At 68.4% G+C, this 24,858-nt stretch carries 19 protein-coding genes and 1 pseudogene; 13 read left to right on the forward strand and 7 right to left on the reverse strand.

Annotated elements, in window-relative coordinates:
- Positions 1-68: 68 nt before the first annotated feature.
- Genes ACF07B_RS31600 through ACF07B_RS31620 form a run of 5 tightly spaced genes read right to left on the reverse strand, consistent with a single transcriptional unit; the run spans position 69 to position 5,138 of the window.
- Entirely contained in the window at positions 69-1,007 is a 939-nt protein-coding gene (locus tag ACF07B_RS31600) for a VOC family protein (RefSeq protein WP_392181478.1), read from the reverse strand.
- Positions 1,008-1,019: 12 nt separating this feature from the next.
- Entirely contained in the window at positions 1,020-2,024 is a 1,005-nt protein-coding gene (locus ACF07B_RS31605) for an amidohydrolase family protein (protein ID WP_392181479.1), read from the reverse strand.
- The gene (locus tag ACF07B_RS31610; RefSeq protein ID WP_392181480.1) at positions 2,021-3,151 is read right to left on the reverse strand and encodes an FAD-dependent oxidoreductase; all 1,131 of its coding nucleotides are present in this window, start codon (positions 3,149-3,151) and stop codon (positions 2,021-2,023) included. The genes ACF07B_RS31605 and ACF07B_RS31610 overlap by 4 nt, the downstream gene beginning before the upstream one ends.
- 23 nt (positions 3,152-3,174) lie before the next feature.
- A complete protein-coding gene (locus ACF07B_RS31615; protein ID WP_392181481.1) occupies positions 3,175-4,140 on the reverse strand; it encodes a cyclase family protein in 966 nt (321 codons plus the stop codon).
- Entirely contained in the window at positions 4,137-5,138 is a 1,002-nt protein-coding gene (locus ACF07B_RS31620) for a fumarylacetoacetate hydrolase family protein (protein WP_392181482.1), read from the reverse strand. Before ACF07B_RS31620 ends, ACF07B_RS31615 begins: the two co-directional genes overlap by 4 nt.
- Positions 5,139-5,264: 126 nt before the next feature.
- On the opposite strand from ACF07B_RS31620, the gene ACF07B_RS31625 reads away from it, so the two are divergent.
- Together ACF07B_RS31625 and ACF07B_RS31630 are read left to right on the forward strand one after the other, a co-directional pair.
- The gene (locus tag ACF07B_RS31625; RefSeq protein ID WP_392181483.1) at positions 5,265-6,176 is read left to right on the forward strand and encodes a LysR family transcriptional regulator; all 912 of its coding nucleotides are present in this window, start codon (positions 5,265-5,267) and stop codon (positions 6,174-6,176) included.
- Positions 6,177-6,434: 258 nt separating this feature from the next.
- Positions 6,435-7,661, forward strand: coding sequence for an MFS transporter (locus ACF07B_RS31630; RefSeq protein ID WP_392181484.1), 1,227 nt, complete (start codon positions 6,435-6,437; stop codon positions 7,659-7,661).
- 10 nt (positions 7,662-7,671) lie between these two features.
- On the opposite strand, the gene ACF07B_RS31635 is transcribed toward ACF07B_RS31630, so the two are convergent.
- Both ACF07B_RS31635 and ACF07B_RS31640 read right to left on the reverse strand, forming a co-directional pair.
- Positions 7,672-8,775, reverse strand: coding sequence for a LacI family DNA-binding transcriptional regulator (locus tag ACF07B_RS31635; protein WP_392181485.1), 1,104 nt, complete (start codon positions 8,773-8,775; stop codon positions 7,672-7,674).
- A 3-nt stretch (positions 8,776-8,778) separates the two neighbouring features.
- Positions 8,779-9,792 carry a LacI family DNA-binding transcriptional regulator gene (locus tag ACF07B_RS31640; RefSeq protein WP_392181486.1) on the reverse strand — a complete coding sequence of 338 codons (1,014 nt, stop codon included), beginning with the start codon at positions 9,790-9,792 and terminating at the stop codon, positions 8,779-8,781.
- A gap of 289 nt (positions 9,793-10,081) precedes the next feature.
- On the opposite strand from ACF07B_RS31640, the gene ACF07B_RS31645 reads away from it, so the two are divergent.
- The 11 genes and pseudogenes from ACF07B_RS31645 to ACF07B_RS31695 form a co-directional block, all read left to right on the forward strand.
- Positions 10,082-11,398 carry an ABC transporter substrate-binding protein gene (locus tag ACF07B_RS31645; RefSeq protein ID WP_392181487.1) on the forward strand — a complete coding sequence of 439 codons (1,317 nt, stop codon included), beginning with the start codon at positions 10,082-10,084 and terminating at the stop codon, positions 11,396-11,398.
- Positions 11,399-11,499: 101 nt separating this feature from the next.
- On the forward strand, positions 11,500-12,384 hold the full coding sequence (locus ACF07B_RS31650; RefSeq protein WP_365881653.1) for a sugar ABC transporter permease: 885 nt from the start codon (positions 11,500-11,502) through the stop codon (positions 12,382-12,384).
- A 5-nt stretch (positions 12,385-12,389) separates the two neighbouring features.
- Entirely contained in the window at positions 12,390-13,304 is a 915-nt protein-coding gene (locus tag ACF07B_RS31655) for a carbohydrate ABC transporter permease (RefSeq protein WP_392181488.1), read from the forward strand.
- 44 nt (positions 13,305-13,348) lie between these two features.
- Positions 13,349-15,946: a family 78 glycoside hydrolase catalytic domain gene (locus tag ACF07B_RS31660; protein ID WP_392181489.1), complete on the forward strand. Its 2,598-nt coding sequence runs from the start codon at positions 13,349-13,351 to the stop codon at positions 15,944-15,946.
- Between the two features lie 594 nt (positions 15,947-16,540).
- Positions 16,541-18,883 (forward strand): glycoside hydrolase family 3 protein, encoded by a 2,343-nt coding sequence (locus ACF07B_RS31665; RefSeq protein WP_392181490.1) that lies wholly within the window; start codon positions 16,541-16,543, stop codon positions 18,881-18,883.
- Between the two features lie 167 nt (positions 18,884-19,050).
- Positions 19,051-20,262 (forward strand): ABC transporter substrate-binding protein, encoded by a 1,212-nt coding sequence (locus tag ACF07B_RS31670; protein WP_392181491.1) that lies wholly within the window; start codon positions 19,051-19,053, stop codon positions 20,260-20,262.
- Between the two features lie 51 nt (positions 20,263-20,313).
- Positions 20,314-21,078 carry an IclR family transcriptional regulator gene (locus ACF07B_RS31675; RefSeq protein WP_392181492.1) on the forward strand — a complete coding sequence of 255 codons (765 nt, stop codon included), beginning with the start codon at positions 20,314-20,316 and terminating at the stop codon, positions 21,076-21,078.
- A gap of 130 nt (positions 21,079-21,208) precedes the next feature.
- Positions 21,209-22,198 (forward strand): PDR/VanB family oxidoreductase, encoded by a 990-nt coding sequence (locus ACF07B_RS31680; RefSeq protein WP_392181493.1) that lies wholly within the window; start codon positions 21,209-21,211, stop codon positions 22,196-22,198.
- Positions 22,199-22,242: 44 nt separating this feature from the next.
- The gene (locus ACF07B_RS31685) at positions 22,243-23,460 is read left to right on the forward strand and encodes a cytochrome P450 (protein ID WP_392181494.1); all 1,218 of its coding nucleotides are present in this window, start codon (positions 22,243-22,245) and stop codon (positions 23,458-23,460) included.
- A 60-nt stretch (positions 23,461-23,520) separates the two neighbouring features.
- Positions 23,521-24,606 carry an S-(hydroxymethyl)mycothiol dehydrogenase gene (locus ACF07B_RS31690; RefSeq protein WP_392181495.1) on the forward strand — a complete coding sequence of 362 codons (1,086 nt, stop codon included), beginning with the start codon at positions 23,521-23,523 and terminating at the stop codon, positions 24,604-24,606.
- Positions 24,606-24,701 (forward strand): annotated as a pseudogene (locus ACF07B_RS31695) (MBL fold metallo-hydrolase); the annotation flags it as partial. The gene ACF07B_RS31690 and the pseudogene ACF07B_RS31695, both read left to right, overlap by 1 nt.
- Positions 24,702-24,858 lie beyond the last annotated feature (157 nt).

Here is a 24,858-nt window from a genome sequence, read left to right on the forward strand (position 1 = left end):
GCCCGAGGCGCGGCGCCGTGTGTCAGGGCAGGTGACAGGCTGCCGCGCCCCGGGAGTTCGGAGAGGGATCAAACCGGCGGGGCGACGAAGCAGCCGCGGTCGGGGTCGTTGAAGGACTCCTTGGCGACGAGCTCGTTCATCGCGTTGGCGGTGCCCCACTGGTCGGTGACCTCGGGCTGGGAGAAGTCGTAGACGTGCGGGTGCCAGGTGTCCTCGTCCAGGCATTCCAGTTCGGTCGTGTACTCGACGGTGTTGCCGTGCGGGTCGAGGAAGTACGTGAAGGTGTTGTCGCCGGCCATGTGGCGGCCGGGGCCCCAGATCTTCTTGAAGCCGGCCCGGATCACACGGCCGGAGCCGCGCATGTACTCGTCGATGCCGCGCATTTCGAACGACACGTGGTGCAGGGAAGCGTGCGGTCCCTTCGCCAGTGCCATCGAGTGGTGCTGGTTGGAGATCCGCATGAAGTGCATGACCTCGCCCATGTGCGGCGAGCTCAGGGTGTCGGAGAGCCGGAAGCCGAGGTGCTGCTCGTACCACTCCTTCGTCCGGTCCAGATCGGGGGAGTTGAGCACGACGTGGGACAGCTTGACCGGGATCGACTCCTTCTCCTCGATCTTGCGGTGCTGCCGTACCGCCACGTCGGCAGAGACCTCGATGGTCCGGCCGTCCACGTCGAAGAAGCGGAAGCCGTAACCGCCGCCGGGTGTGTCCACCTTGCCCGGTTGGGTGATCAACCGCACGCCACCGGACAGGAGTTGTTCGGCGAGAGTGTCCACGTCAGCCGGCGAAGCGGCACCGTAGGAGACGAGGTCGAGGCGCTTCTCCTCGGCCTTGCGCAGCCTGATGACGTACTGCTCGGGGGAGCCTTCGGCGGCGAGGAAGGAGATCCCGGAGTCCTCGGCGACCTTGGTCAGACCCCAGACACCGGCGTAGAAGTCGAGCTGCTTGTCGTAGTCGGGCACGGCCAGGTCGACGTGCCGCAGATGGGTGAGCAGTCGTGCGCTCATGAGGGTTCCTCCTCAGGACAGGGTCAGGTTGAGCAGGGCGGAGGCGGTACCGCCCCGGATGGCCTCGAAGTCGGCCGCGGAGACACGTGCGGCGCGCAGAGCGCCCACGGGGTCCTTCGTGCCCATGTCGAAGGGGAAGTCGGAGCCGAGCAGGACACGGTCGGGCCCGGCGACCCGGATCAGCTCCCGCAGGACGGACGGGTCGTGGACGAGCGAGTCGAAGTACAGGCGCTTCAGATAGCTGCTGGGCGGATGAGCGCAGCCGGCGGCCGCGTCGGTGCGGGCGGACCAGGCGTGGTCGGAGCGGCCGATGTGAGTCGGCAGATAGCCACCGCCGTGGGCGGCGATCACCTTCAGCCCCGGGTGTCGGTCGAGCACTCCTGAGAAGATCAGGTGCGACAGTGCCACGGCGTTCTCCGTGGGCTGGCCCACGGTGTTGGACAGATACCACTGGTCCAGGCGCTCGTCCAGCGTGCATCCGAAGGGGTGCAGGAAGATGACCGCGCCGGTCTCCTCCGCTCGCGACCAGAACGGCTCGTAGGCCGGGTCGGACAGTTCCAGGCCCGGAGCGTGGCTGGAGATCTCCACCCCGGCCAGGCCCTGCTCCAGCGCGTGATCGAGCGCCCCCACCGTGTGGTGCGGGTGCTGGAGCGGTACCAACCCGAGGCCGCGCAGCCTGTGCGGAGCGGCTGAACAGTGCCTGGCTGTTGCCTCGTTGGCCAGCCGGTACAGCTTTTCGGCTGTCTCCTCGTCCGTCCAGTAGTGGTAGTGCGAGGGTGAGGGGCTGACGAGCTGGACGTCCACGCCCTGTGTGTCCATCGCGGCCAGCCGTGCGGCCGGGTCGGTGAGCCGCGGGATGCGCTCGCGCACCATGGGGCCGCTGACGGCGAGGGCCGCGGGGCCGTTGCGCCGGGCATCCAGCGCTCTCGCCATCGCCAGTCCGGGCAGGCCGTCGACGAGGGACTCGACTTCGGGCAGCAGCACGTGAGCGTGGACGTCGACGGTCGGTGAGGTCACGGCAGCTCCCTGAGCATCGTCATCGTGCGGCCCATCAGACCGGGTACGTCCGCGTCGCGTACGCCGTCGAGCTGCCACTGTCCGATCTGCACGGACGCCTCGACCACCGGACGGACGCGGGCGATCCGCCGGTCGTAGTACGCCTGGAAGAGCGCGTCGTCCCAGACCTCGGTGCTGGTCAGCAGACGCGAGAGGACCCACGCGTCTTCCAGGGACAGGGCGGCGCCCTGCGCGAGAGTGGGCGGACAGCAGTGGGCGGCGTCGCCGACCAGGACCACACGGCCCCGGTGCCAGGAGCCTTCGACCAGCATCCGGTCGAACCAGGTGTAGTTGACCTTCGTCGGATCGGTGATGTGCTCGGTGATCTCCGGCCAGAATCCCCCGTAGGCGGCGGCGAGGCCGCGCATCTCGTCGGCGTAGGACTCCGGCGGGATCGACGCCCGGTCGCGATGGGCCTCGACCACGTAGGCGTAGATCGTGGTGTCGCTCGTCGGACAGTAACCCGCGATGTAGGCCGGACCGCCGTAGGCGAGATCCGTGCGGGTCACGCCGGCCGGCCGCGGGACGGCGACGCGCCAGATGGCCATGCCGGTGGGTTCCGGCTTGGCGGTGATGCCGATGGCCGCGCGGGTGGTGGAACCCAGTCCGTCGGCGGCGATCACCAGGTCGTAGCGGCCCTCGCTGCCGTCGGTGAAGCGCGCGTTCACCCCTGTGCCGTCCTGCTCCAACTGCTCGACCCGGGTGCCGAGGCGCACCGACGCGCCGCTGGCACGGACGGCGTCGATCAGGATGCGCTGCAGCCGGGGGCGCTGCATGCCGACGGTGGCGGGCAGGTCGTCGCCGCCGGTCCGAATGTCGCGTGCGACGTGCAGGACCGTTCCGTCGGGAGCGGTGATGCCGACGGATCCGAATCCGAAGCCGGACGCGCTGACCTCCTCCCACACGCCCAGTTCGCGCAGCACACGCAAGGCGTTGCCCTGCAGGGTGATGCCTGAACCCGCGGTGGCGTTCCAGTCGTCCCTCGCCTCGATCAGGTCGACGGTCAGACCGGCCCGGCGCAGCAGAATGGTCATGGCGTTTCCGGCAGCGCCACCACCGATCACCAGGACCGTGCGGGCTGTGCTCATGGAGGACTCCCTTGCTGAGCGCGTCACTTGATCGCGATCGGGTTGACGGGGGAACCGACAGCGCCGGTGATGCGCAGGGGCGCGGCGGCGAGCAGGAACTCGTACACCCCGTCCGCCGCGCAGTCCTCGGCCAGGGCTTCCAGGTCCCACATCTCCCCGATGAGGAGGCCGATGTTGGGTATCGCGACCTGGTGGAGGGGCTGGAAGGCGTTCTCGAACTCGTTGGGACGGACCTCGAAGCCCCAGGTGTCCGTGGCGATCGCCGCGATCTCGGTGCCGTGGAGCCAGCCGGCCGTGGTGAAGGAAAGCCCCGGCGCGGGTCCGCCGGCGTAGTCGCCCCACCCGTCTCGGCGTACGCGGGTCAGCTGACCGGTGCGTATCAGCACGATGTCACCGCGTCCCACGCTCACGCCGTGCGCTTCCGTGGTGCCGGCCAAGTGCTCCTCGGTGATGGCGAATCCGTCGGGCAGCTCGCCGGCGGTGCCCACGACCCGTCCCACGTCCAGGAGCACGCCGCGTCCGGCGACATGGGGAGCCATGTGCTCGATGCCGGTGACCAGGTCGCCGTCGGAGGTGACGACCTTCTCGGCCGCACGGCCGTTCCATGCCTTGCCGTGATCGAAGATGTGCCCGAGCCCGTCCCATTGCGTGGAGCACTGGAGCGGCATGGCGATCACGTCGTCGGCGCCGCCGATGCCGTGCGGGAAGCCCTGGTGGCCGAGCGCGGCGTCGGTGCCGGTGTCCAGCATGGTGTGCACCGGGTTGGTGCGCCGCCGCCAGCCCTTCTGCGGGCCGTTCATGTCGAAGGACTGCGACAGGGAGAAACTGGTCCCGCGCCGGACGAGACCGGCACCTTCGCGGCGCTTTCCCTCGTCCAGGAAGTTCAGTGTGCCGAGCCGGTCGTCCTCGCCCCAGCGGCCCCAGTTGGAGTACGTCTTGGCCGCCAGCGCGATCGCGCCTTCCGGATCGCGGGGATCGACGGCCGTCATGCCTTCGCCTCCGCCACACACCGGGTGCTCTGGACGCCGAGCCCGGTGACCGAGCCCTCCATCACATCGCCGTCGCGCAGAAGGCGGCCCCAGTGCATGCCGTTGCCGGCCGGGCTGCCCGTGAGCACAAGGTCACCCGGGAGGAGACGCGCCGTCTGCGAGGCGTACGACACCATCCGCGCGACCTTGAAGATCATGTCCTTGGTGGACTCGTCCTGCATGGTCTCGCCGTTGAGCTTCAGCGTCACCCGCAGGTCGTCAGGGTCGGCGATGGACTCGGCGGGCACGATCCACGGGCCGAGCGGCGTGAAGCCGGGCGCGTTCTTGCTGCGCAGCCAGTCGGTGCCGATCTGCGGCATGTCCCTGCGGAAGACGGTCGACCGGTCGGTCAGATCGTTGGCGATCGTGTAGCCCGCGATGTGCGCGGATGCCTCCGCGACGGACACCTGGTACGCGGGGCGGCCGATCACGACCGCCAGTTCCAGTTCCCAGTCCGGCTTCTCGGCCCAGGCGGGCAGCACGACGTCGTCGTGGGGACCCGTGATCGCACTGGGCAGGCCGATGAACACATACGGCAGGTCCTCGGTAGCTCGCCGGTCCATGATCTCGGCCGCTTCCGCTCGCCGTTCGGCCTCGGACCGGTCATCGCCGGGGGCACGGTGGGCGACGTGCAGGTCGATCACGTGCTGCCGGTAGTTCGCACCCGACTGGAAGACCTGGCGCGGTTCGACCGGGGCATGGACGTGATAGTCCGTGATCGGCGTGCGGCTGACGCCGGTGTCGGCGGCCAGGGCACGCAGCTGCGGCAGGGTCTTGTCCCAGCGATCCAGCAGGCTCAGCACGGTCAGCTGTTCGTCACCCATTGCGGCCCGAAGGTCGAGAGCGTTGCCGTCCGGCATGACGAGAGCGGGAAAGCGGGGCCCGTCGGGGGCCGAGAGAGTCGCGAGGGCGAACGGTCCGGCGAAGAGTGCGGACGCGGATTCAGGTTTCACGGACATGTCCTCCTGATTGCGGTGGGACTAATCTGGACCCCGCACTACTGATCAGGGAAATCGATTCTATGGATGACCTGCATCCATGCTGTGGATTGCTCCGGGTCGGCATCGCTCTGTAGAGGGACTTTCATGAACCTGGCCCGCTTGGATCTCAACCTCGTCGTCGCTCTGCGCGCCCTGCTGGAGGAGCGCAACGTCACCCGTGCCGGGCAGCGTGTCGGCCTCAGCCAGCCGGCGATGAGCGCCGCCCTCTCCCGGCTGCGCCGGCACTTCGACGACGACCTGCTCGCCCGCGTCGGCGGCCACTACGAGCTGACCGCGCTGGGGCAGGTCCTTCTGGACCGAACCTCGACCGCCTATGACGTGCTGGAACGCCTCTTCGCCAGCCAGGCCTACTTCGACCCGGCCAAGGAGAACCGGGAATTCAAACTGGTGGCGTCCGACTACGCCGTGGCGATCTTCGGCACCGAGCTGGCTCGCGTGATCCATGAGGAGGCTCCCGGGATCCGGCTGCGCTTCTCCCAGACCCCGACGACCGTGGTGGACGACACCGCCACCCTGCTGAGCGCCAGCGACGGTCTGTTCATGCCGCACGGCGTCATCAGCGACTTCCCCGCCACCGACCTCTATGACGACCGCTGGGTCTTTCTCGTCGCGCGGGACCACCCGAGCGTCGACGACCGGCTCACCCGCCAGGACCTTGCCCGGCTTCCCTGGGTGACGTACCAGCGAACGTACGACGCCCCAGCGGTACGCCAGCTCGGCATGCTGGGGATCGAACCGCGGGTCGAAGTCTCCGTCGACAGCTTCCAGTCGCTGCCGCTGCTGGTCGCGGGCACCCGGCGCATCGCGCTGGTCCAGGCACGTATGGCCCAGTTGATGGAACCCATCGCCGCCGTCAAGGTGGTGGAGCCGCCCTACGAAGCCGTACCGCTGAGAGAGGCGCTGTGGTGGCACCCGGTGCACACGCATGACGCGGCACACATCTGGCTGCGTGAGACCGCCGCGCGCGTCGGAGCCCGTCTAGGCCCCCGGGGCTGAGCGCCGAGCCGGCTGTAGCGGCTACCGGGCGGGAAGGCGCTGAAGCCCGACGCAGCCAACGACATCACTATCCACACGATGGATCGAAGGCATCGGCAACTTGGATGACGTGAGGGGTGGGCAGGCCGAGACCCGGAACGCATAGTCGTGGGACACCACCGCGCCCGTGAGCCGACTGCGGGGGCCGCCTGCACAGCCGATTCGGCCCGGTCCGCTACACGGCGCTCCTCCCTTCCTCACGTCCCACGGAGTGCCGCCATGCCCGCTTCCGCCGCCCTGCCCGCCCACGAACGTACGGGGGACCCGGCCGTCTGGGGCAGGCTGCCCGCCGTGCTGCTGATGGCCGGCAGCTGCCTGCCGATCCTGGGAGCTGTCCTCATCGCTCCGGTCCTGCCACGCATGCAGGACGAATTCCAGCACGTCCCGGGCAGCGCCGCTCTCGTCCCGCTCGTGCTCACCGTCCCGGCCCTCTCCCTGGCCGTGCTCGCCCCGTTCGCCGGTGTCCTCGTCGACCGGCTCGGCCGCAAGCGCCTGCTGGTCGTAGCCACCGTGCTGTACGCGCTGTTCGGCACCGCACCCCTGTGGCTGGACTCGCTCGTGGGCATCCTGCTCAGCCGTGTCCTGGTGGGCGTCGCCGAAGCGGCCATCATGACGTGCTGCACCACGCTGATCGGCGACTACTACAGCGGACGGACCCGTGACCGGTACCTCGCCCTGCAGACCATGTGCGCATCGGCGTCCGCCACACTCTTCTTCGTCCTTGGCGGGGCCCTCGGCTCGATCGGCTGGAGGGCGCCCTTCTGGCTGTACGCCGTCGGCCTGCTGCTCGCTCCGGCCATGGCCAGGGTGCTGCCCACTCCGAATCCGACGGCCGAGCCGGCAACAGCCGGCCAACACCCCTTCCCGCTGCGGCGCATGGCGGGGATCTGTCTGCTGACCGTCTTCGGCGCGATGGTCTTCTACACCGTGCCCGTGGAGATGGCGTATCTCATGGACGATCTGGGCGTGCGGTCCACCGGAGTGGTGGGTGCGGTCACGGCGCTGGCCAGCGCGGCCACCGTCCTGGGCTCGGTGCTCTTCACCAGGCTCACCGACCGGCCCCGCCGCCGTATGCCGGCCCTCTTCCTCCTGTGCGCCGTGGGCTTCCTGCTGATGGGGGCGACGGACCACGTCGCCCTTGTCGTCGTCGGCGCCGTCGTCAACTGCGTCGGTACGGGGCTGCTTCTCCCCTCCCTGCTGACGCTGGCACTGTCCCGGCTCGACTTCGCCGATCGCGGGCGTGGAACCGGCCTGTGGACGGCGGCCTTCTTCCTGGGTGAATTCGCCTGCCCGCTCGCCCTGCTGGCCGCCAAGGGCATGCTGGGCACGCTGGCCTCGGCCGTCGTGCTGCTCGGCCTGCTCACGATGCTGGTCTCGGCCGCGCTTCTTCCCCTGACCCGCCGATCACCGAAGACGCTGCCCCAGCATGTTCCCGAAAGCATCTGACTCACTTGGGTCACCGCGCCGGCGTCCGCATGGTCGACCGGCGCACGACCAGTTCCGGCTGCAGCACCACGTGGGTGTGTTCGTGCGTGGCGGCTTCGGCCGTGTCCTCGAGGAGCAGCCGGCCTGCCTCGCGGCCCAATGTGAGGGCGGGGCGTCGTACCGAAGTGAGCGGAACGACGGCGGACGCGGCGAATTCGATGTCGTCGTATCCCACCACTCCGATGTCTTCCGGCACCCGCAGACCGGCCTCGTACAGCGCCTGCATCACGCCGAGTGCAAGCAGGTCGTTGGCGCAGAAGACAGCGGTGGGGCGCTTTCTGAGGCCGAGGATCCTGTGCCCGGCGTCCCTGCCGGCGCCCACGGTGAGCGCCGGGCACGGCAGGTCCCGAAGCGACTCCGCCGGAAGACCGGCCAGGTTGACCGCGATGGCCGCTCCCCGGCGCCGGTCCCGAACCTGCTGGAGACAGTCGGGTCCGCTGACGTAGCCGATCGACCGGTGTCCCTGCTGGATCAGGTGGCGCACGGCGGCCTGTCCTCCCGCGACGTCGTCGATGCCGACCGAACAGGCCCCCGGCTGAGGGGCGTTCTGGTCCGCGATGACGAACGGCACCCCGTTGCGGCGGAAGCCCGCCACCCTGCGCCCCGTGCCGTCTCCCGAGGCCAGGACGGCGCCGCGGACCTGGTGCGAGGTGATCAGCGAAAGGTGGCGGGCCTCGTCGGCCGGTCCTCGGCCGGCCGTGCACACCATGACCCCGAGGTCGGCCTCGAGCGCGGCCTGTTCCACGCCGGCGGCCAGCGCGGTGAAGAAGGGATTGGCCAGGTCGAGGACCAAGACGGCCACGAGCCGGGAAGCGAAGCCGCGCAACTGGCGCGCGCCGTCCGAACGTACGTATCCCAGGGCGTCGATGACGTCCAGGACCCGCTGCCGGGTCGGCGCGGCGACGATGTCGGGGCGGTTGAGGACGTTGGACACCGTGCCGAGCGAGACGCCGGCTTCCCGCGCGACGTCCTTGATGCCCACTCTGCGCCGGGCTCTGGCTTCCCGGGCGGCTGCTGTGTGGTGGCGCGGTGGCTCGCGCCGGACCACGGGCACGGTGGGCATCGTCCGTTCCACGGTCTACCGGCCTCCTGGCGTCGCCGTGCTCTTCCGCACGACCAGGCGCGGAGTCATGGTGGTGCGGATCGCCCGGTCGCGGCGGCCTTCGACTCTCTCGATGAGAAGGCGTGCGGCTGTCGAGCCCATGGTGTGTCCGGCCTGGTCGACGCTGGTCAGCTGGACCGGGGCCAGGGCCGCGAGGGCCGTGTTGTTGTAGCCGACGAGGGAGAGATCGTCGGGGATGCGCAGGCCGAGTTCGTGGGCGGCGCGGTAGATGCCCAGGGCCGCGACATCGGCGCCGGTCATGATGGCTGTGGGTGCGCGTTCCGCGGTCAACAAGGTCATACCGGCTTTGAAACCACCTTCGTCGGAGTACGCGCCATGGTGCACCTGGGCGTGGTCAGCGAGGCCGTGCCGTCGCATGGCCTCCATGTAGCCGGAGGCGAGCACGATCTCGGGTGTTCTCTTCCACCGGCCCGTCTTGGCTCCAGGCGCCGAGACAAGGGCGATGTCGCGGTGGCCGAGGGAGACCAGGTGGTCCACCACCAGGCCCGCGCCGACATCGTCGGCGTCGACGACCGAATCGTGGCTGTCCGCGGCGTCGTCGTGGCCGATCACGACCGTGGGCGTCGACGCAGCCGTGGCGAGGACCTCCGGGCGGGGCGTGCTCGGCGCGATGAGGACCAGGCCGTCCATCTGGCGGTCCACCATGGAACGGATGGTGCGGGCCTGGTCCTGCGCGTCGAACCCGGCCGCTCCGATCAGCACGGTGTAATCGGAGCTGCGCAGCTCGTCCCGGATGCCGTCCAGGATGTCGGCGAAGAAGGCGTTGCGGACGTTGTCCAGCAGGACGCCGATGGTGTAGGTCCGCCCGCGCATGCCACGGGCGGCGGCGTGCGGGCGGTAGTCGAGCGCGGTGATCGCGGCCTGCACCTTCTCGTGCATGGCAGGGCTCACCCCGTAGGCGTTGTTGAGCACCTTGGACACGGCCGCGATGGACACGCCTGCGTGCCGGGCGACGTCGGTGATCGTCACGCGCTTGTTCTGCCTGGGTCCCGCAGCCCCGTCCATCGTCCGCACTCCGGTTCTCGTGGTCGTTGGTGTAACGGTTTACAGGATGTCACACGCTCAGCGTCAAGTCTCTGGTTGAAATCCCGGGTGTTACAGCTCCGTGTCTTGACGGAGTAGGGCGACGGGTGCAGGGTGTTGCCCACTCGACATGGAGAACGTTTTACGAACTCCAGCGTGGCGCGGCCGCCTGTCGCTCTCGGCGCCGTCCTTCCGCCTCACATCTCGCTTCTTCTCCAACCCCTGGGAGTCACCCGTGTCCCTTCGCACGTTCCGCGCTCGGCGCACACGTCTGGGTCTGTTCACGGCCGGCGCGGCCTCAATGGCCCTGCTCGCCACCGCCTGCGGCGGCAGCGGGAGCGGTACCGCGGCGGCGCCGAAGAACTTCAGCTACCTCAGCGTCACCGAGAACACCACCGTCAAGACGGCCCTGACCAGCCTCTCCGAGGGCTCGTGCAAGTCCGCGAACGACGCGCTGCCCCTGAAGGTGGAGACCGTTCCCCAGGCGAGCCTCGACCAGAAGCTGCAACTGCTCGCAGGGCAGGGCGCCCTGCCGGTGCAGTTCGCGGCGGGCAACGCCCCCGCGCTCACCCAGAAGCTCGCCAAGTCGGGGAAGATCGCCGACCTGGAAGCCAAGCTGAAGGAGCTGGGAGTCGACGACCAGCTGGAGCCGGCCGCCGTGTCGACGATCAAGGCACTGTACGGCGGCAAGCTGGAGGTACTGCCGTACGAGTACAACATCGAGGGCGTCTTCTACAACAAGAAGATCTTCGAGGCCAACGGCCTGAAGGTCCCCGCCACCTGGGACCAGCTGGTCGCTTCAGCCGCCAAGCTCCAGGCCAAGGGCATCCAGCCCTTCTCCGCCTCCGGTCAGCAGGGCTGGCCGCTCACCCGCCTCCTCAGCGGCTACCTCTACCGCAGCCTCGGCCCGGACGCACTCAAGGACGTCGCCGACGGCAAGGCGAAGCTGACCGACCCGCAGTACGTCAAGGCCGCCACCGAGATCGCCGCCCTAGGCAAGAAGGGCTACTTCGGCAAGGGCGTCGGCTCCATCGACTACGACACCGCCATGAACCAGTTCCTCACCGGCAAGGCCGCCATGCTCTACATGGGCAGCTGGGCACTGGCGAACATCTCGGACGCCAAGCAGGACAAGATCGGCGCGGACAACGTCGGCTTCATGCCCTTCCCGGCCGTCTCCGGCGGCAAGGGCTCCATCGACCAGTACCCGTCCAACGTGGGCCTCGGCATCACCCTGGGCGCCAAGTCCTTCGACAAGAACACCGGCGCCTGGGTCTCCTGCATCGCCAAGAACTACGGCAGCAAGGCGCTCAAGGACCACGGCTCGATCTCCGGTTTCAAGGTCAACACCCCGGTCACCGACGCCAACGAGGTCACTACCCAGGTGCGCGACACCATCAGTGCCTCCAAGCAGAACGTTCTGTGGTTCGAGGCCCTGTTCGGCACCAAGGCCACCACGATCAGCCAGACCAACGCCGCGGGCCTGGTCAGCGGAAGCATGAGCCCCGAGCAGTTCATGCAGACCGTCCAGGACGCGCTGTCCGCTCAGTGAGCCGACCGGGGCGGCGTGCCTGACGCCGCACGCGCCTTCCGCGCGCCGCCCCGGCGCCTGCTCGGCACAACTCCTCATCGTCATCGAAGTGGATACCACTCATGCACCGCGTACTCGGTGACCGCAGGGCCATCGCGATCCTGCTCGGTCCCGCACTCGTCGTCTATTCCCTGATCATGCTCGTCCCGATGGTGTGGTCGCTCGGCTACTCCTTCACCAAGGGCAACTCCATCGACGGCTTCACCGGCAACGGCGTCGCCAACTTCTCCCGCCTTCTCGATGATCCGGCCGTCCGCCACGCCCTCTGGTTCACCCTCAAGTACGCCGTCGTCGTCACCGCCGGCCAGGTGGTCGCGGGCTACCTCCTGGCCCTGCTCTACGTCTTCTTCCTCAAGCGCGCCTCCGCGCTCGTGCGAACCCTCGTGTTCTTCCCCGTCGTACTGCCCACGGTCGCCGTCGGCCTGCTCTTCCAGAAGTTCTTCCAGGTCGCCCCGCAGACCGGCCCCGTCAACTCACTGCTGAACGCGGTGGGCATCGACTCCATCGACTTCTTCGGCAGCTCTTCGAGCGCCTTCTGGGTCCTCGTCGTCATGGACATCTGGCGCTCCATGGGCTTCTACGCCGTCCTGCTCTTCGCCGGTCTCGTCGACATCCCCGAGGAAGTCCTGGAGTCCGCACGCCTCGACGGAGCGACAGGCCTGCGACTGGTGCGCCACATCGTGCTGCCGCTGTCCCTGCCCGTGCTCATGTCCTCTCTGATCTTCAGTGTCAACGGCACGCTGAAGGCCTTCGACTCCATCGTCGCGCTCACCAACGGCGGCCCGGGCAACGACACCACACCACTGACCCTGTACATGTTCCAGACGTCGTTCACCTACGGCGACTACGGCTACGGCAGCACCATCGCCGTGCTGCTCACCGTGGTGTGCCTGCTGGTGAGCCTGGTCGTCTTCCGCGTCTCACGGCGCGACCTCACGGAAGGCTGACAACCATGGCCATCGACACCCCTGTGAAGGCCACCGCCCATCAGGCGAGCCGCGGACCGTCCGCTGCTTCCGGACGGTCCCGTTCCCGGCGGCGCGTCCGGGTCGGCAAGGTGTGGGTGAAGATCGTCGTCACCCTGCTGCTGGTCGTCGAGATCTACCCGCTCGTCTGGATGTTCCTGACCTCACTGAAGTCCAACAGCGACTACCTCAACCACTCGACCTGGAGCCTGCCCACCACGTGGGAGTGGGGCAACTACACCGAAGCGTGGACCACCGGCCACATCGGCTTGTACGTCAGCAACAGCCTGCTCGCCGTCGTCCCGGCGCTTGCCCTGATCCTGCTGCTGGGAGCGGCAGCCGGTTTCGCGCTCCAGGTCATGGTGTGGAAGGGCCGCAACCTGACCTTGCTGGTCTTTCTGGCCGGCATGATGGTGCCGCCGCAGATGATCCTGCTTCCCCTGTTCACGGTGTACTTCCAGACCGGTCTGTCCGGCACGCTGTGGCCGCTGATCCTCACCTACACCGGCACAGGCCTGCCGCTGACCGTCTTCATGATGGCCACCTACTACAAGTCCGTCCCCCGTGAACTCTTCGAGGCCGCCACGATCGACGGCGCCGGGATCCTGCGCTCCTTCTGGACCATCAGTGTCCCGATGGTCCGCAACGCGCTCCTGACGGTCGGCCTGGTCGAGTTCTTCTTCATCTGGAACGACCTGCTGATCGCCCTCACCTTCACCAACAGCCAGGACCTGCGCACCGTCCAGGTCGGCCTGCTCAACTTCACCGGCGACTTCGGCGCCACCCAGTACGGCCCCCTGTTCGCCGCCATCTGCCTCAACGTCTTCGGCACCCTCCTGATCTACCTCTTCCTCAACCAGAAGGTCATGAAGGGCCTCACTTCCGGAGCGCTCAAGGGCTGAACCTCCGAAGCCCAACCGCTCCCGCACGTGAAGAAAGGTTCCCCTTGTCGACCTCCCAACCCGCCCCGGTCTCCTTCGAACACCTCCCGGACGGCCTCGGTATCGGTACGGCCACCCCACGACTGACCTGGAAGCTTCCCCCCGGCACCGGCAGCCAGCAGGCCTACGAGGTCCGGCTCGAACGGTCCGGCCGTGAGCACAGCACCGGCCGGATCGAAGGAAGCGACCAGCTACTGGTGCCCTGGCCCGGTGAACCGCTGGCCTCACGCGAGAGCGTGACCGTCCGAGTCCGGGTCTGGACAGCCGGAACCGCGGCTCCTTCCGCATGGAGCGAGCCCAGCTTGGTGGAAGCCGGGCTGCTCGACCCGGCGGACTGGAGTGCGATGCCGGTCGGCGGCGGATGGGCCGAGGATCCGGCCGCCGAACGCCAACCGGCCCGGGTACGCAAAGACTTCGACCTGGATCGCCCGATCACCCGAGCCCGCCTCTACGTCACCGCTCACGGCCTGTACGAGGTGGAGATCAACGGACTCCGCGTGGGCAGCGAGATCCTCGCCCCGGGCTGGACGGTCTACCCCCACCGCCTGCGCTACCGCACCCATGACGTCACCGCCCACCTCGCCACAGGCACCAACGTCATCGGTGCCTGGCTCGGCGACGGCTGGTACCGCGGCAAGTACGGATTCGACGGCGGCACCCGCAACATCTACGGCACCGACCAAGCCCTCATCGCCCAGCTGGAAGTGACCTACGACGACGGCACCACCACGGTCATCGCCACGGACGCCACCTGGACGGCGGCCACGGGGCCCATCGCCAGTAGTGGCCTCTACGAAGGCGAGCACTTCGACGCCCGACTCGACGACCCCTATTGGGCGACCCGGGCGCCTGAGCAGCACACAGAATGGACCCCCGTTCGGCTCGGCAACCGGAACCCGCGCACACTCGTCGCCCCCCAGGGCCCGCCCGTGCGCTGCACCCAGGAGATGGCCCCTGTCGCCATCACGCGAACGGCCGACGGCCGTCACCTCCTCGACTTCGGCCAGAACCTCGTCGGCCGGCTCCGCCTCACCGCAGACGGCCCCGTCGGCACCACCATCACCGTCCGACACGCCGAAGTGCTCCAGGACGGAGAACTGGCCACCCAACCCCTGCGCGAGGCGTACTCCACCGACACCCTGATTCTTTCCGGACGTGGTCCGTACACGTGGGAGCCCCGGTTCACCCTGCACGGCTTCCGCTACGCCGAAATCAGCGGCTGGCCAGGGGAGTTGACGCAGGAGTCGGTGACGGCCCGTGTCTATCACACAGACATGCGCCGTACGGGCTGGTTCGAGTGCAGCGACCCGCTGATCAACCGGCTCCACGAAAATGTCGTATGGAGCATGCGCGGCAACTTCGTCGACATCCCCACCGACTGTCCCCAGCGCGACGAACGCCTCGGCTGGACGGGCGACCTTCAGGTCTTCGCCCCGACCGCGAGCTTCCTCTACGACTGCGCCGGCATGCTGGACTCCTGGCTCACCGATGTCGGGCTCGAGCAGCTTCCCGACGGCACCATCCCCTGGTACGTGCCCGTCATCCCCGGCAAACCGATGTGGACGCCGATCCAGCCCGGTGCCGCCTGGGGAGACGTCGCCACGCTCACCCCCTGGACCCTGTACCGGCGCTTCGGCGACCTGCAGATCCTGCGCCGCAACTACGCCATGGCCAAGGCGTGGGTGGACCTCGTCGAACGGCTCGCCGGCCCCGATCGCCTCTGGGACACCGGATTCCAGCTGGGTGACTGGCTCGACCCCGCCGCCCCGCCGGATGACCCGGCTGCCGGCCGCACCGACCGCTACCTGGTGGCCACGGGCTACTTCGCCTATTCCGCCCGTCACCTGTCCCTGGCCGCGGCCGAACTGGGCATGGAACAGGACGCCGAGCGGTACGCCGCACTGGCCGCAGAGGTGGCGGCCGCCTTCCGCCGCCGGTACGTACTGCCCGTCGGCCGCATGACCAGCGACAGCCCCACCGCCTACGCACTCGGTATCGCCTTCGACCTCCTCACCGAGCCGCAACGACGCGCGGCCGGCGACCGGCTGGCCGAATTGGTCCTCGCCGACGAAGCCCGTATCGCCACAGGATTCGTCGGGACTCCGGTGATCTGTGACGCCCTCACCGACACCGGTCACCTGGACGTCGCCTACCTCCTGCTGACCCAGACCGAATGTCCTTCCTGGCTCTATCCGGTCACGCAAGGGGCAACCACCATCTGGGAGCGGTGGGACAGCCTTCGCCCCGACGGCACCCTCAATCCCGGCGGTATGACCTCCTTCAACCACTACGCTCTCGGAGCCGTCGCCGACTGGCTGCACCGCGTCGTCGGAGGCATGGCCGAGTCCATGCCCGGCTATCGGCAGCTTGTCTTCCAGCCCCGGCCCGGCGGCGGCATCACCTGGGCACGGACACGCCACGAAACGCCCTACGGCGCAGCCGAGTCGTCGTGGGAGACAACCGCCGACGGCCGGATGCGCATCCATGTCGTCGTGCCCGACGGCTGCTCCGGCGTCGTGCGGCTCCCAGGGTGTCCGCCGGTCCATGTGGAGCCGGGGGAGCATGAGCTCGACTCCTGGGAATTCCTGGAGAAATCAGCCTGAGAAACATTCACCGATTCCAAACAGTCCGGCGCTGATCACGGCGCCGGACTGTTTGTTTTCGGCATCCTCTGCGGCTTTGCCATTCGGCCTGTCGATGACGCCTATCGATACGGTTTATAGTCAGTCACGCTGCCTGCTGGTTTCAATTGAAATTTCACGCACACTTTTCAATGTGAGTATCAAACTGGCTGGTCAACGGCTTTTTGTTGCACGGCTGACGAAAGGGTTGACCCTGCTGGGCGGGTCCTCTAGTTTTTCCGTTCAACAAGCGTACGCCGCATGGAAATCTCCATTCCCTCACTGCTTCTGCTGCCGCGGGACTCGGTAGGCAAGCAGGTGAGTCCGGGAACACCGCAGGGATCCGTTTCCCTCCCCGAGTCGGGGCCGGCCGTGAACCTGACCCCTCGGCCGGCCCCTTTTTCCATAAGCGTAGATCCGCCCCCCTTTCGGAGAGCCGCCGTGAAAAGAAGATCATTTCTGTCTGCCGCCACCCTCACCGCAATGAGCCTGAGCATGGCTCCCCTGATGACCGAAGCGGCAGCCGCCGCACGGTCCGAGGCACCGCGGGATCAGGCGGACGCGATGCTCGGCCGAATGACAGCGGCTGAGAAGGAAGCGCTCGTCCGGTGCGACTTCGCGACCGTCGCTCACCTGGGTATACCGGCTCTGACCATGGTGGACGCCTCGGCCGGTCTGCGCGGCGAGCAAGGCGTGACCGCATTCCCGGTTCCGGTCGCGCAGGCGGCGACGTTCGACGAGAACCTGGCGGCACGTATCGGCCGCGCGATCGGCGCGGAGGGCCGTGCCAAGGGTTACAACAACCTCCTCGGCCCCACCGTCGATCTCACCCGGACCTGGCATTCCGGCCGACAGTCCGAAGGCATGGGCGAGGACCCGTTGCTCGCCGGCCAGTTGGGCGTGGCTCTCACCACCGGCATACAGAGCCAGAACGTCGCAGCCACGGTCAAGCACTTCGCCGCCTACACGCAGGAGACCAACCGCTTCTCCACAGACACCAAGGTCTCCGACCGTGCGCTGCACGAACTCCACGAAGCACCGTTCCGCCGCGTGGTCACCGCCGCCCCGACCACTTCGGTCATGATGGCCTACCCGAAGATCAACGGGACCTTCGCGACACAGAGTTCGGCTCTCTTCGACGACTTGAAGAAGGCCATCGGACTGCAGGGCTACACCGTGCCGGACTTCTGGGCGGGTGACGACCAGGTCGCCGCCGCGCGAGCCGGCATGGACCTCGCCGGGCTCGGACCCTACGCAGTCAAGATCCCCGCCGGAGCGCTCACGGGCGGTGCGATACCGAGCACCCGGCTCGACGACGCAGCCCGACGCATCCTCGTCACGATGTACGCGAACGGTCTCTTCGACCATCCTGTGCCCACTCCGGCGGCCGACGTCAGCACCCAGGCCCACCAGGACCTCGCCCATGAGACCGGCGTCGCCTCCCTGGTGCTTCTGGCCAACCGCTCCGCAGCACTCCCTCTGCCGGCCACCCTGAAATCCCTGGCCGTCATCGGCCCGGCCGGTACCGACGTCCTCACCGGCGTGGGCGGCTCCACCTACGTCGACCCGGGTACATGGACGACGCCCCTGAACGCCATCCGCGCCCGCGCCGGCAGCGGCGTCACGGTCACGCACGCACAGGGCACCAAGGGAGATCTTCCCCTGACCGCGGTTCCCTCCACCGTGCTGCGCAGCGGCGCTGGGACCCCCGGTCTGTCCGCCACCTACTACTCAGGGGCAGAGGCCTCCGGCACCCCGCTCATCACTCGCACCGACGCCACCGTCGACTTCACCGCTGCTCCCGTGGACAACCTGCCCGACGTGTGGTCGGCGAAATGGACCGGCACCCTGGTGCCGACGACCACGGGCCTGCACCGGTTCTCCCTGCTCGCCGCCGGAACCGCCACCTTGAAGGTCAACGGCACCACGGTCGCCACCGGCACCCGGCACAGTCGCCGATTCTTCCTCGGCCCCTACGACTACCCCCTCCAGGGCGCCACCGCGCTGACCGCCGGAAAGACCGTCACCATCGAGGTGACCTACACCAACGCGACCACCGACCCCGGCACCTGCGGGCTCACCCTCGGATGGCAGCCCGAATCCCTGATCCCCGCCGCTGTCGACGCGGCGCGTGCCGCGGACGCCGCCATCGTCTTCGTCAACCGGGTCGCCGGCGAGGACATGGATCACCTGGCACTCGGTCTGCCTGGTGATCAGGAACAGCTCATCGCCGCCGTGGCAGCGGTCAACCCGCGCACCACCGTCGTCCTCAACACCGACGGTCCCGTAACGATGCCCTGGCTCGGCGACGTCGAGGCCGTGCTCCAAGCCTGGTACGGGGGTCGCGGCATGGGCACGGCGCTGGCCGCTGTCCTCTTCGGAGACAGCGACCCTTCCGGCCGCCTGCCCGTCACCTTCCCCGCCGACGCCACCCAGGGGCCGGGCACCACACCCGCGACCTACCCCGGCGGCAACGGAGCCGTCTCCTACGACGAGGGCATCTCCATCGGCTACCGCTACTACGACAGCGAGGGGCAGCAGCCGCTCTTCCCCTTCGGGCACGGCCTGTCGTACGCCACCTTCGCCCACGGCTCCCTCGAAGCCACATACGACAAGCGCGCCAAGACAGTGACGGTGGGCGTGACCGTCACCAACACCAGCTCACGCAAGGGCACGGAACTCGTGCAGTTCTACGCCGCACTGCCGAGCGCCGCCGCCGCCGAGCCGCAGCGGCTCGTCGCGTTCCGCAAACTCACCCTGGCCCCCGCGGGCTCCCAGCGGCTCACGGTCACCATTCCCGTGGACAACCTCACCATCTGGAAGGCAGGTGCCTGGGCACTTGTCCCCGGCAGGTACACCTTTGCCACAGCGCACAGTTCCCGTGACCTGACCGCGCAGCGAGCCGTTCCCATCAGTTGACCGCAATCCCAGCCGGCGCGTCACGCCGTCCGCCTCCTCGCCACGGCGTGACGCGCCTCAGTCATTCCCGTCCGGCTCGTCGAACCTCCGCCTCCACCACCGCATGGAGCCCGCCAGTGTCCCGCAGACCGAGACCCCTTCGCTTCGCCGCATCCCTTGCGTTGAGCATGACGCTTCTGACCAGCTGCTCCGTCATCGGAGCCGGCAGTGACACGTCGGACACCGAGGTGTCCGTCAGGGCCAACAACACCGACAAGGCTTCGATGCAGGCCGTCGTCGCGGCCTTCCACCGAGCCCGTCCCGGCATCCACGTCAACGTCAGCTACGCCGACACCGACACCCTGCAGAAGGAGCTTCCGCAGCAGCTTCGGGCAGGCAAGGCGCCGGACGTCTTCACCGTCTGGCCCGGCAGCGGCAACCCTGCCTCCGTCCTGGCCTTGAAAGAGGACGACTTCCTGGAAGCACTCAGCCTGCGCTTCTTCGCCGGCCGGATACCGGACAGCATGCGGCCGGTCACCGACGGCGGCGTCGGTACGTACCTGGTACCCGTCACCTTCAGCGCTGTCGGCGCGATCTACTCGGCGGAAACGCTCAGGGCCATCGGCGGAACCCGGCCCACCACCTACAGCGGCCTCCTCGCCCTGTGCGACACCGCCCGCCGGCACGGGAAGGTGCTCTTCGCACTGGGCAACCAGACCCCGTGGGTCACCCAGCTCGTCGACTACGCACTGGTCGCCACCACGGTGTACGCCCACGACCTCGACTTCGACACGCAGATGGAGTCCGGCAAGGAGAGCTTCGCCCGGTCGGGATGGCGCCAAGCCATGGCCAAGTACCTGGAGATGCGCGATCGTGGCTGCTTCAGCACTGCTCCGCTCAAAACCAGTTACGAGGACGCCCTCGACCAAGTGGCCGACGGGCGAGCAGTGGGAGTGGTCCAGGTCGCCGGCACTCTCGCCGCTCTGCGTGCCGCGGCCCCAGGAATGCACTTCCGGATGACGGCCCTGCCGGCCACGGATCAGCCGAACGAAACCCGGATTCCCGGCGCCGTCTCCGCCGCCTACGGGCTCAACGCCAAGGCCCCCCACCGCAAAGCGGCACTGGCGTTCGTGGACTTCCTGGGATCAGAACGGGGCCAGAACCTGTACAACCGGTCCGGAGCAACGCTGCCCGCTCTGCCCAGCAACTCCTTCTCCGTCGATCCCGCCGTCGCGGAGGTGGCACGGAGGCAGAAGGACGGAACGACGGTACCGTTCATGGATCAGCGATGGCCCAACTCAGAGGTGCAGCAGACGCACTTCGAGCAGGTGCGTGCCCTCTTCGCAGGCACCACGGACATCGCTCACGCACTGGCTGCCATGGACAGTGCGTACGAGTAGACGCAGAGACGGACACCGCCCCCGGCCGGGAGACCAGCAGAACGGTTCGCCATGCACACACCTCATCAGGAGTCGGTGCTGTCCAGGGCAGCTCGCATTCTCGAAGCGTTCAGCCAGGACGAGCCGGCGCTGACGGTCTCCGAGATCGCCCGTCGAACCGGCCTGCACGTGGCCACGGTCTCCCGCCTCGTGGCCGAGCTCGCGGCGCACGGTTTCCTGAGCCGGGACTCCGACCGCAAAGTACGCATCGGCGTGCGGCTGTGGGAGCTGGTAACGCGTGCTTCCCCCACTCTCTCCCTGCGTGATCACGCAATGCCGTTCATGGAAGGCGCCCACGACGTCGTGGGCCACCACGTGCAGATCGGCGTCCTCGACGGCGACGACGTGCTCTTCCTCGAACGGCTCTCGGCACCACAGGCGGTGATCAACTACACCCGGATCGCAGGGCGGCTTCCTCTGCACGCCTCCTCCAGCGGTCTGGTGCTCCTCGCCCACGGCCCCAGTGACCTCAAGCAAAGGATCCTGGACAGCCCGCTGACCGCATACACACCGGCCACACCGGCCACTCCGGCACAGCTGCGCGCGACCTTGGCCGAGATCCGGCAGCAGGGTTATGCGTACTGCCCCGGCTACGTCCACGCGGAGGCCCTGGGCGTAGCCGCGCCCGTCCGCGGTGCGGACGGCACGGTGATCGCGGCGCTGTCGGTCATCGTGCCCAATGAGGCCGGCGCCCAGGCCGTGGTCCCCGTCGTACGGACCGCCGCCCGGGGCATCTCCCGCGCGCTGGCCGGACGCGGGACACAGGACACTCCATAGGCATGTGACGGCGATGCGACAGCCACATGACATCTCCGCGAAGTCGGTCTCTCGCTGAATGAGAATGCCGTCGCGGTCCGACGGTGCCCGCGCGCATGCTTCCTGCATTCCACAGACGGGAGGCGACAACGTGGTCGTACACAACCTGCTGCCCACCGCTCCGCTGCAGCAGAACCTCTCCACCGTGACGTTGCAGGTGCAGGACAAGGACCCTGTCGCCGACGGCGTCGTGTCACTCACCCTCGCGCATCCCGACGGCACACGGCTGCCGGACTGGACGCCCGGCTCGCACATCGACCTCATCCTGCCGAGCGGAGTGACTCGCCAGTACTCCCTGTGCGGCGACCGATGGGACCCGTACACCTACCGCATCGCTGTCCTTCGCGAAGCCCCTGGCAGGGGCGGCTCCGCCTACGTCCATGATCAGCTCATGCCCGGGAACCTCGTGGAGGTCGGAGGTCCGCGCAACCACTTCCCCCTGGCGCCTGCCGAGCGGTACCTGTTCATCGCGGGCGGCATCGGCATCACCCCGCTGCTGCCGATGATGCATCAAGCCGACGTGACCGGAGCCGACTGGCAGCTGCTGTACGGAGGCCGCAGCCGGGTCTCCATGGCCTTCCTCGAGGAACTCACAGCCTCCTACGGCGATCGCGTACACATCAGCCCCCAGGACGAGGTCGGCCTGCTCGACCTGGAGGCCTGGCTGAGCGAACCAGACGCGGGAACCAAGGTGTACTGCTGCGGACCGGGTCCTTTGCTCGCCGCTGTCGAGGCAGCATCTTCCCAGTGGCCGCCGTACAGCCTGCGGACCGAGCGATTCACAGCCAAGGCCCTGACAGAGCCGGTGCACCGCGGACCCTTCGAGGTGGAACTGTGCCGCAGCGGGCGGACAGTGACCATCACCCCCGACGTCACCGTCCTTCAAGCCGTTCGGCAGGCAGGTGCCGACGTGCTGTCCTCCTGTGAGCACGGCACCTGCGGCACCTGCCTCACCCCGGTCGTGGAAGGTACCCCGGACCACCGGGACTCGGTGCTGGCCGAACACGAACGCGCCGCCAACGACTGCATGCTGCCCTGCGTTTCACGTTCCCGTTCGGCCCGCCTGGTCCTGGATCTCTGAGCCAAGACCCGCCCCTTCCCGAGCCGCACTTCGCTGGAGCCGCCATGTCCGAAGCACCCGCCGTTGCCGTCGAACCGCCCACGAGCGACGCCGACCCGTTCGCCACCGAACACCTCACGACGCCCGAACCCCTGCACCACGCCCTTCGGGAAGCAGGTCCCGTCGTGCGGCTGTCCCGCTACGACGTCTACGCGCTCGCCCGGTACCGCGACGTGCACGCGGCCCTCGTCGACTGGCAGACATTCCAGTCCGCCGCCGGCGTGGGACTGGCCAACTTCCGCCATTCGAAGCCCTGGCGGCCTCCGAGCCTGCTGCTGGAGGCCGACCCGCCGCACCACGACGCACCGCGCCGCGTCCTGCGCGAGATACTCGCCCCACCAGCACTGCGCCGACTGCGTGCGGCATGGCAGCCGATAGCCGACGACCTGGTCGACACCGTCCTGGCCACCCAGGGAACCGACTTCGACGCGTTCGAAGCCCTGGCCAAAGCATTCCCGCTGCGCGTCTTCCCAGACGCCGTGGGACTGGGACCCGACGGCCGCGACAACCTCCTGCCCTACGGCAACATGGCTTTCAATGCCTTCGGCCCCGTCAACGCCCTCGTGCAGGCAGACGCTGCCAGGGCCGCCGACCTGTCCGCCTGGGTGAACGCCCAGTGCGCCCGCCAAGCCCTCACCGATGACGGATTCGGCGCCCGCATCTGGGCCGCTGCCGACCGCGGCGACCTCACCCACGAGCAGGCACCGCTGGTCGTACGCTCCCTTCTCACCGCCGGCGTCGACACCACAGTGCATGGCCTGGCCGCCACCCTCTACGCCCTCGCCAGCCACCCTGACGAATGGCAGCGGCTCCGCGAACGCCCCGAACTGGCCCGCGTGGCATTCGATGAGGCGGTGCGCTGGCAGTCACCCGTCCAGACCTTCTTCCGCACGGCCACGACCGACGTCGAGATCGCGGGATCCCTCATCCCCGAGGGATCCAAGATCCTCATGTTCCTCGGCGCGGCGAATCGTGACCCGGCCCGCTGGAACGACCCGGACCGCTTCGACCTCACCCGCGATCCATCCGGACACGTCGGCTTCGGCATGGGCATCCATCAATGCGTAGGTCAGCACGTAGCCCGCTTGGAAGCCGAAGCACTCCTCACGGCCCTGGCTCGACGAGTGGAACGCATCGAGCTCTCAGGCGAACCGCGTCGGCACCTCAACAACACCCTGCGCTCCTTCGCAGCGCTCTCCGTACGCGTGCGCCCCGCGAGCTGACCACCGTCCGTCGGAAACCCGAGCCTCACTTCCCATACAGACAGTCGAGAGGATCCATCCATGCCTCAGCACGTACGCGGCGGCGTCGCCCGCGCCAAAGGCGAGCCGGTGCGCGTCGAGACGATCGTCGTGCCCGATCCAGGGCCGGGCGAGGCGGTGGTAAAAGTGCAGGCCTGCGGCGTCTGCCACACCGACCTGCACTACCGGGAAGGCGGCATCAACGACGACTTCCCGTTCCTTCTCGGACACGAGGCGGCGGGCATCGTGGAGTCGGTCGGCACCGGAGTCACCGACGTGGTGCCGGGCGACTTCGTCGTCCTGAACTGGCGGGCGGTCTGCGGCCGTTGTCGCGCATGCCGACGTGGCCGCCCGCAGTACTGCTTCGATACGCACAACGCGCGCCAGAAGATGACCCTCACCGACGGCACCGAACTGTCACCCGCCCTCGGCATCGGCGCCTTCGCCGAAAAGACCCTCGTCGCCGCCGGCCAGTGCACGAAGGTCGATCCGGCCGCCTCACCGGCCGCCGCCGGCCTGCTCGGCTGCGGGGTCATGGCAGGCATCGGTGCGGCGATCAACACAGGAGGAGTAGGCCGAGGCGACACCGTCGCTGTCATCGGCTGCGGAGGCGTCGGCAACGCAGCCGTCGTCGGCGCCAGGCTGGCCGGCGCCGCGAAGATCATCGCCGTGGACATCGACGACCTCAAGCTCGAGACAGCCCGGACGATGGGCGCCACGGACACCGTGAACGCACGCGACACCGACCCGGTCGAGGCGATTCGCGAGGTCACCAGCGGATTCGGCGCCGACATCGTCATCGAAGCCGTCGGGCGGCCGGAGACCTACCGACAGGCGTTCTACGCCCGTGACCTGGCCGGCACCGTCGTCCTCGTGGGCGTCCCCACCCCCGACATGCGACTCGACCTGCCGCTGCTGGACGTCTTCGGACGAGGCGGCACGCTCAAGTCCTCCTGGTACGGCGACTGCCTCCCGTCCCGCGACTTCCCGATGCTCATCGACCTCTACCTCCAAGGCCGCCTGGACCTCGACTCCTTCGTCACCGAGACGATCACCTTGGACGAGGTCGAAGACGCCTTCGCCCGCATGCACAAGGGCGATGTCCTCCGCTCGGTGGTGATCTTCTGATGACCGGGGTCCGCGTCGAACGCCTCACAACCTCAGGCACCTTCAGCCTGGACGGCGGCCTCTGGGACGTCGAGAACAACGTCTGGATCGTCGGATTCACCGGCGACACTCTGTTCGCGGGCGGCCCCGGAGCAATGGGCGCTCGTACTCGGACTTTCCCAGGTTCGTCCGTCGCGGAGGAGTGCCCGGAGGACGTCGACGCGGCGGTGGGCCAGGGCGAGGACTTCCGGCGCGAAGTGTGCACCGCCTGAG

Source organism: Streptomyces sp. NPDC015532 (assembly GCF_043078065.1).
Lineage (GTDB): Bacteria > Actinomycetota > Actinomycetes > Streptomycetales > Streptomycetaceae > Streptomyces.

Bases quoted from the DNA above. Each gene is read 5' to 3' on its own strand.
- ACF07B_RS31610 (WP_392181480.1), bottom strand. From the start codon at position 3,151: ATGAGCACAGCCCGCACGGTCCTGGTGATCGGTGGTGGCGCTGCCGGA.
- ACF07B_RS31675 (WP_392181492.1), top strand. From the start codon at position 20,314: ATGCACACACCTCATCAGGAGTCGGTGCTGTCCAGGGCAGCTCGCATT.
- ACF07B_RS31630 (WP_392181484.1), top strand. From the start codon at position 6,435: ATGCCCGCTTCCGCCGCCCTGCCCGCCCACGAACGTACGGGGGACCCG.
- ACF07B_RS31685 (WP_392181494.1), top strand. From the start codon at position 22,243: ATGTCCGAAGCACCCGCCGTTGCCGTCGAACCGCCCACGAGCGACGCC.
- ACF07B_RS31690 (WP_392181495.1), top strand. From the start codon at position 23,521: ATGCCTCAGCACGTACGCGGCGGCGTCGCCCGCGCCAAAGGCGAGCCG.
- ACF07B_RS31625 (WP_392181483.1), top strand. From the start codon at position 5,265: ATGAACCTGGCCCGCTTGGATCTCAACCTCGTCGTCGCTCTGCGCGCC.
- ACF07B_RS31600 (WP_392181478.1), bottom strand. From the start codon at position 1,007: ATGAGCGCACGACTGCTCACCCATCTGCGGCACGTCGACCTGGCCGTG.
- ACF07B_RS31650 (WP_365881653.1), top strand. From the start codon at position 11,500: ATGCACCGCGTACTCGGTGACCGCAGGGCCATCGCGATCCTGCTCGGT.
- ACF07B_RS31670 (WP_392181491.1), top strand. From the start codon at position 19,051: ATGACGCTTCTGACCAGCTGCTCCGTCATCGGAGCCGGCAGTGACACG.
- ACF07B_RS31655 (WP_392181488.1), top strand. From the start codon at position 12,390: ATGGCCATCGACACCCCTGTGAAGGCCACCGCCCATCAGGCGAGCCGC.
- ACF07B_RS31665 (WP_392181490.1), top strand. From the start codon at position 16,541: ATGACAGCGGCTGAGAAGGAAGCGCTCGTCCGGTGCGACTTCGCGACC.
- ACF07B_RS31615 (WP_392181481.1), bottom strand. From the start codon at position 4,140: ATGACGGCCGTCGATCCCCGCGATCCGGAAGGCGCGATCGCGCTGGCG.
- ACF07B_RS31620 (WP_392181482.1), bottom strand. From the start codon at position 5,138: ATGTCCGTGAAACCTGAATCCGCGTCCGCACTCTTCGCCGGACCGTTC.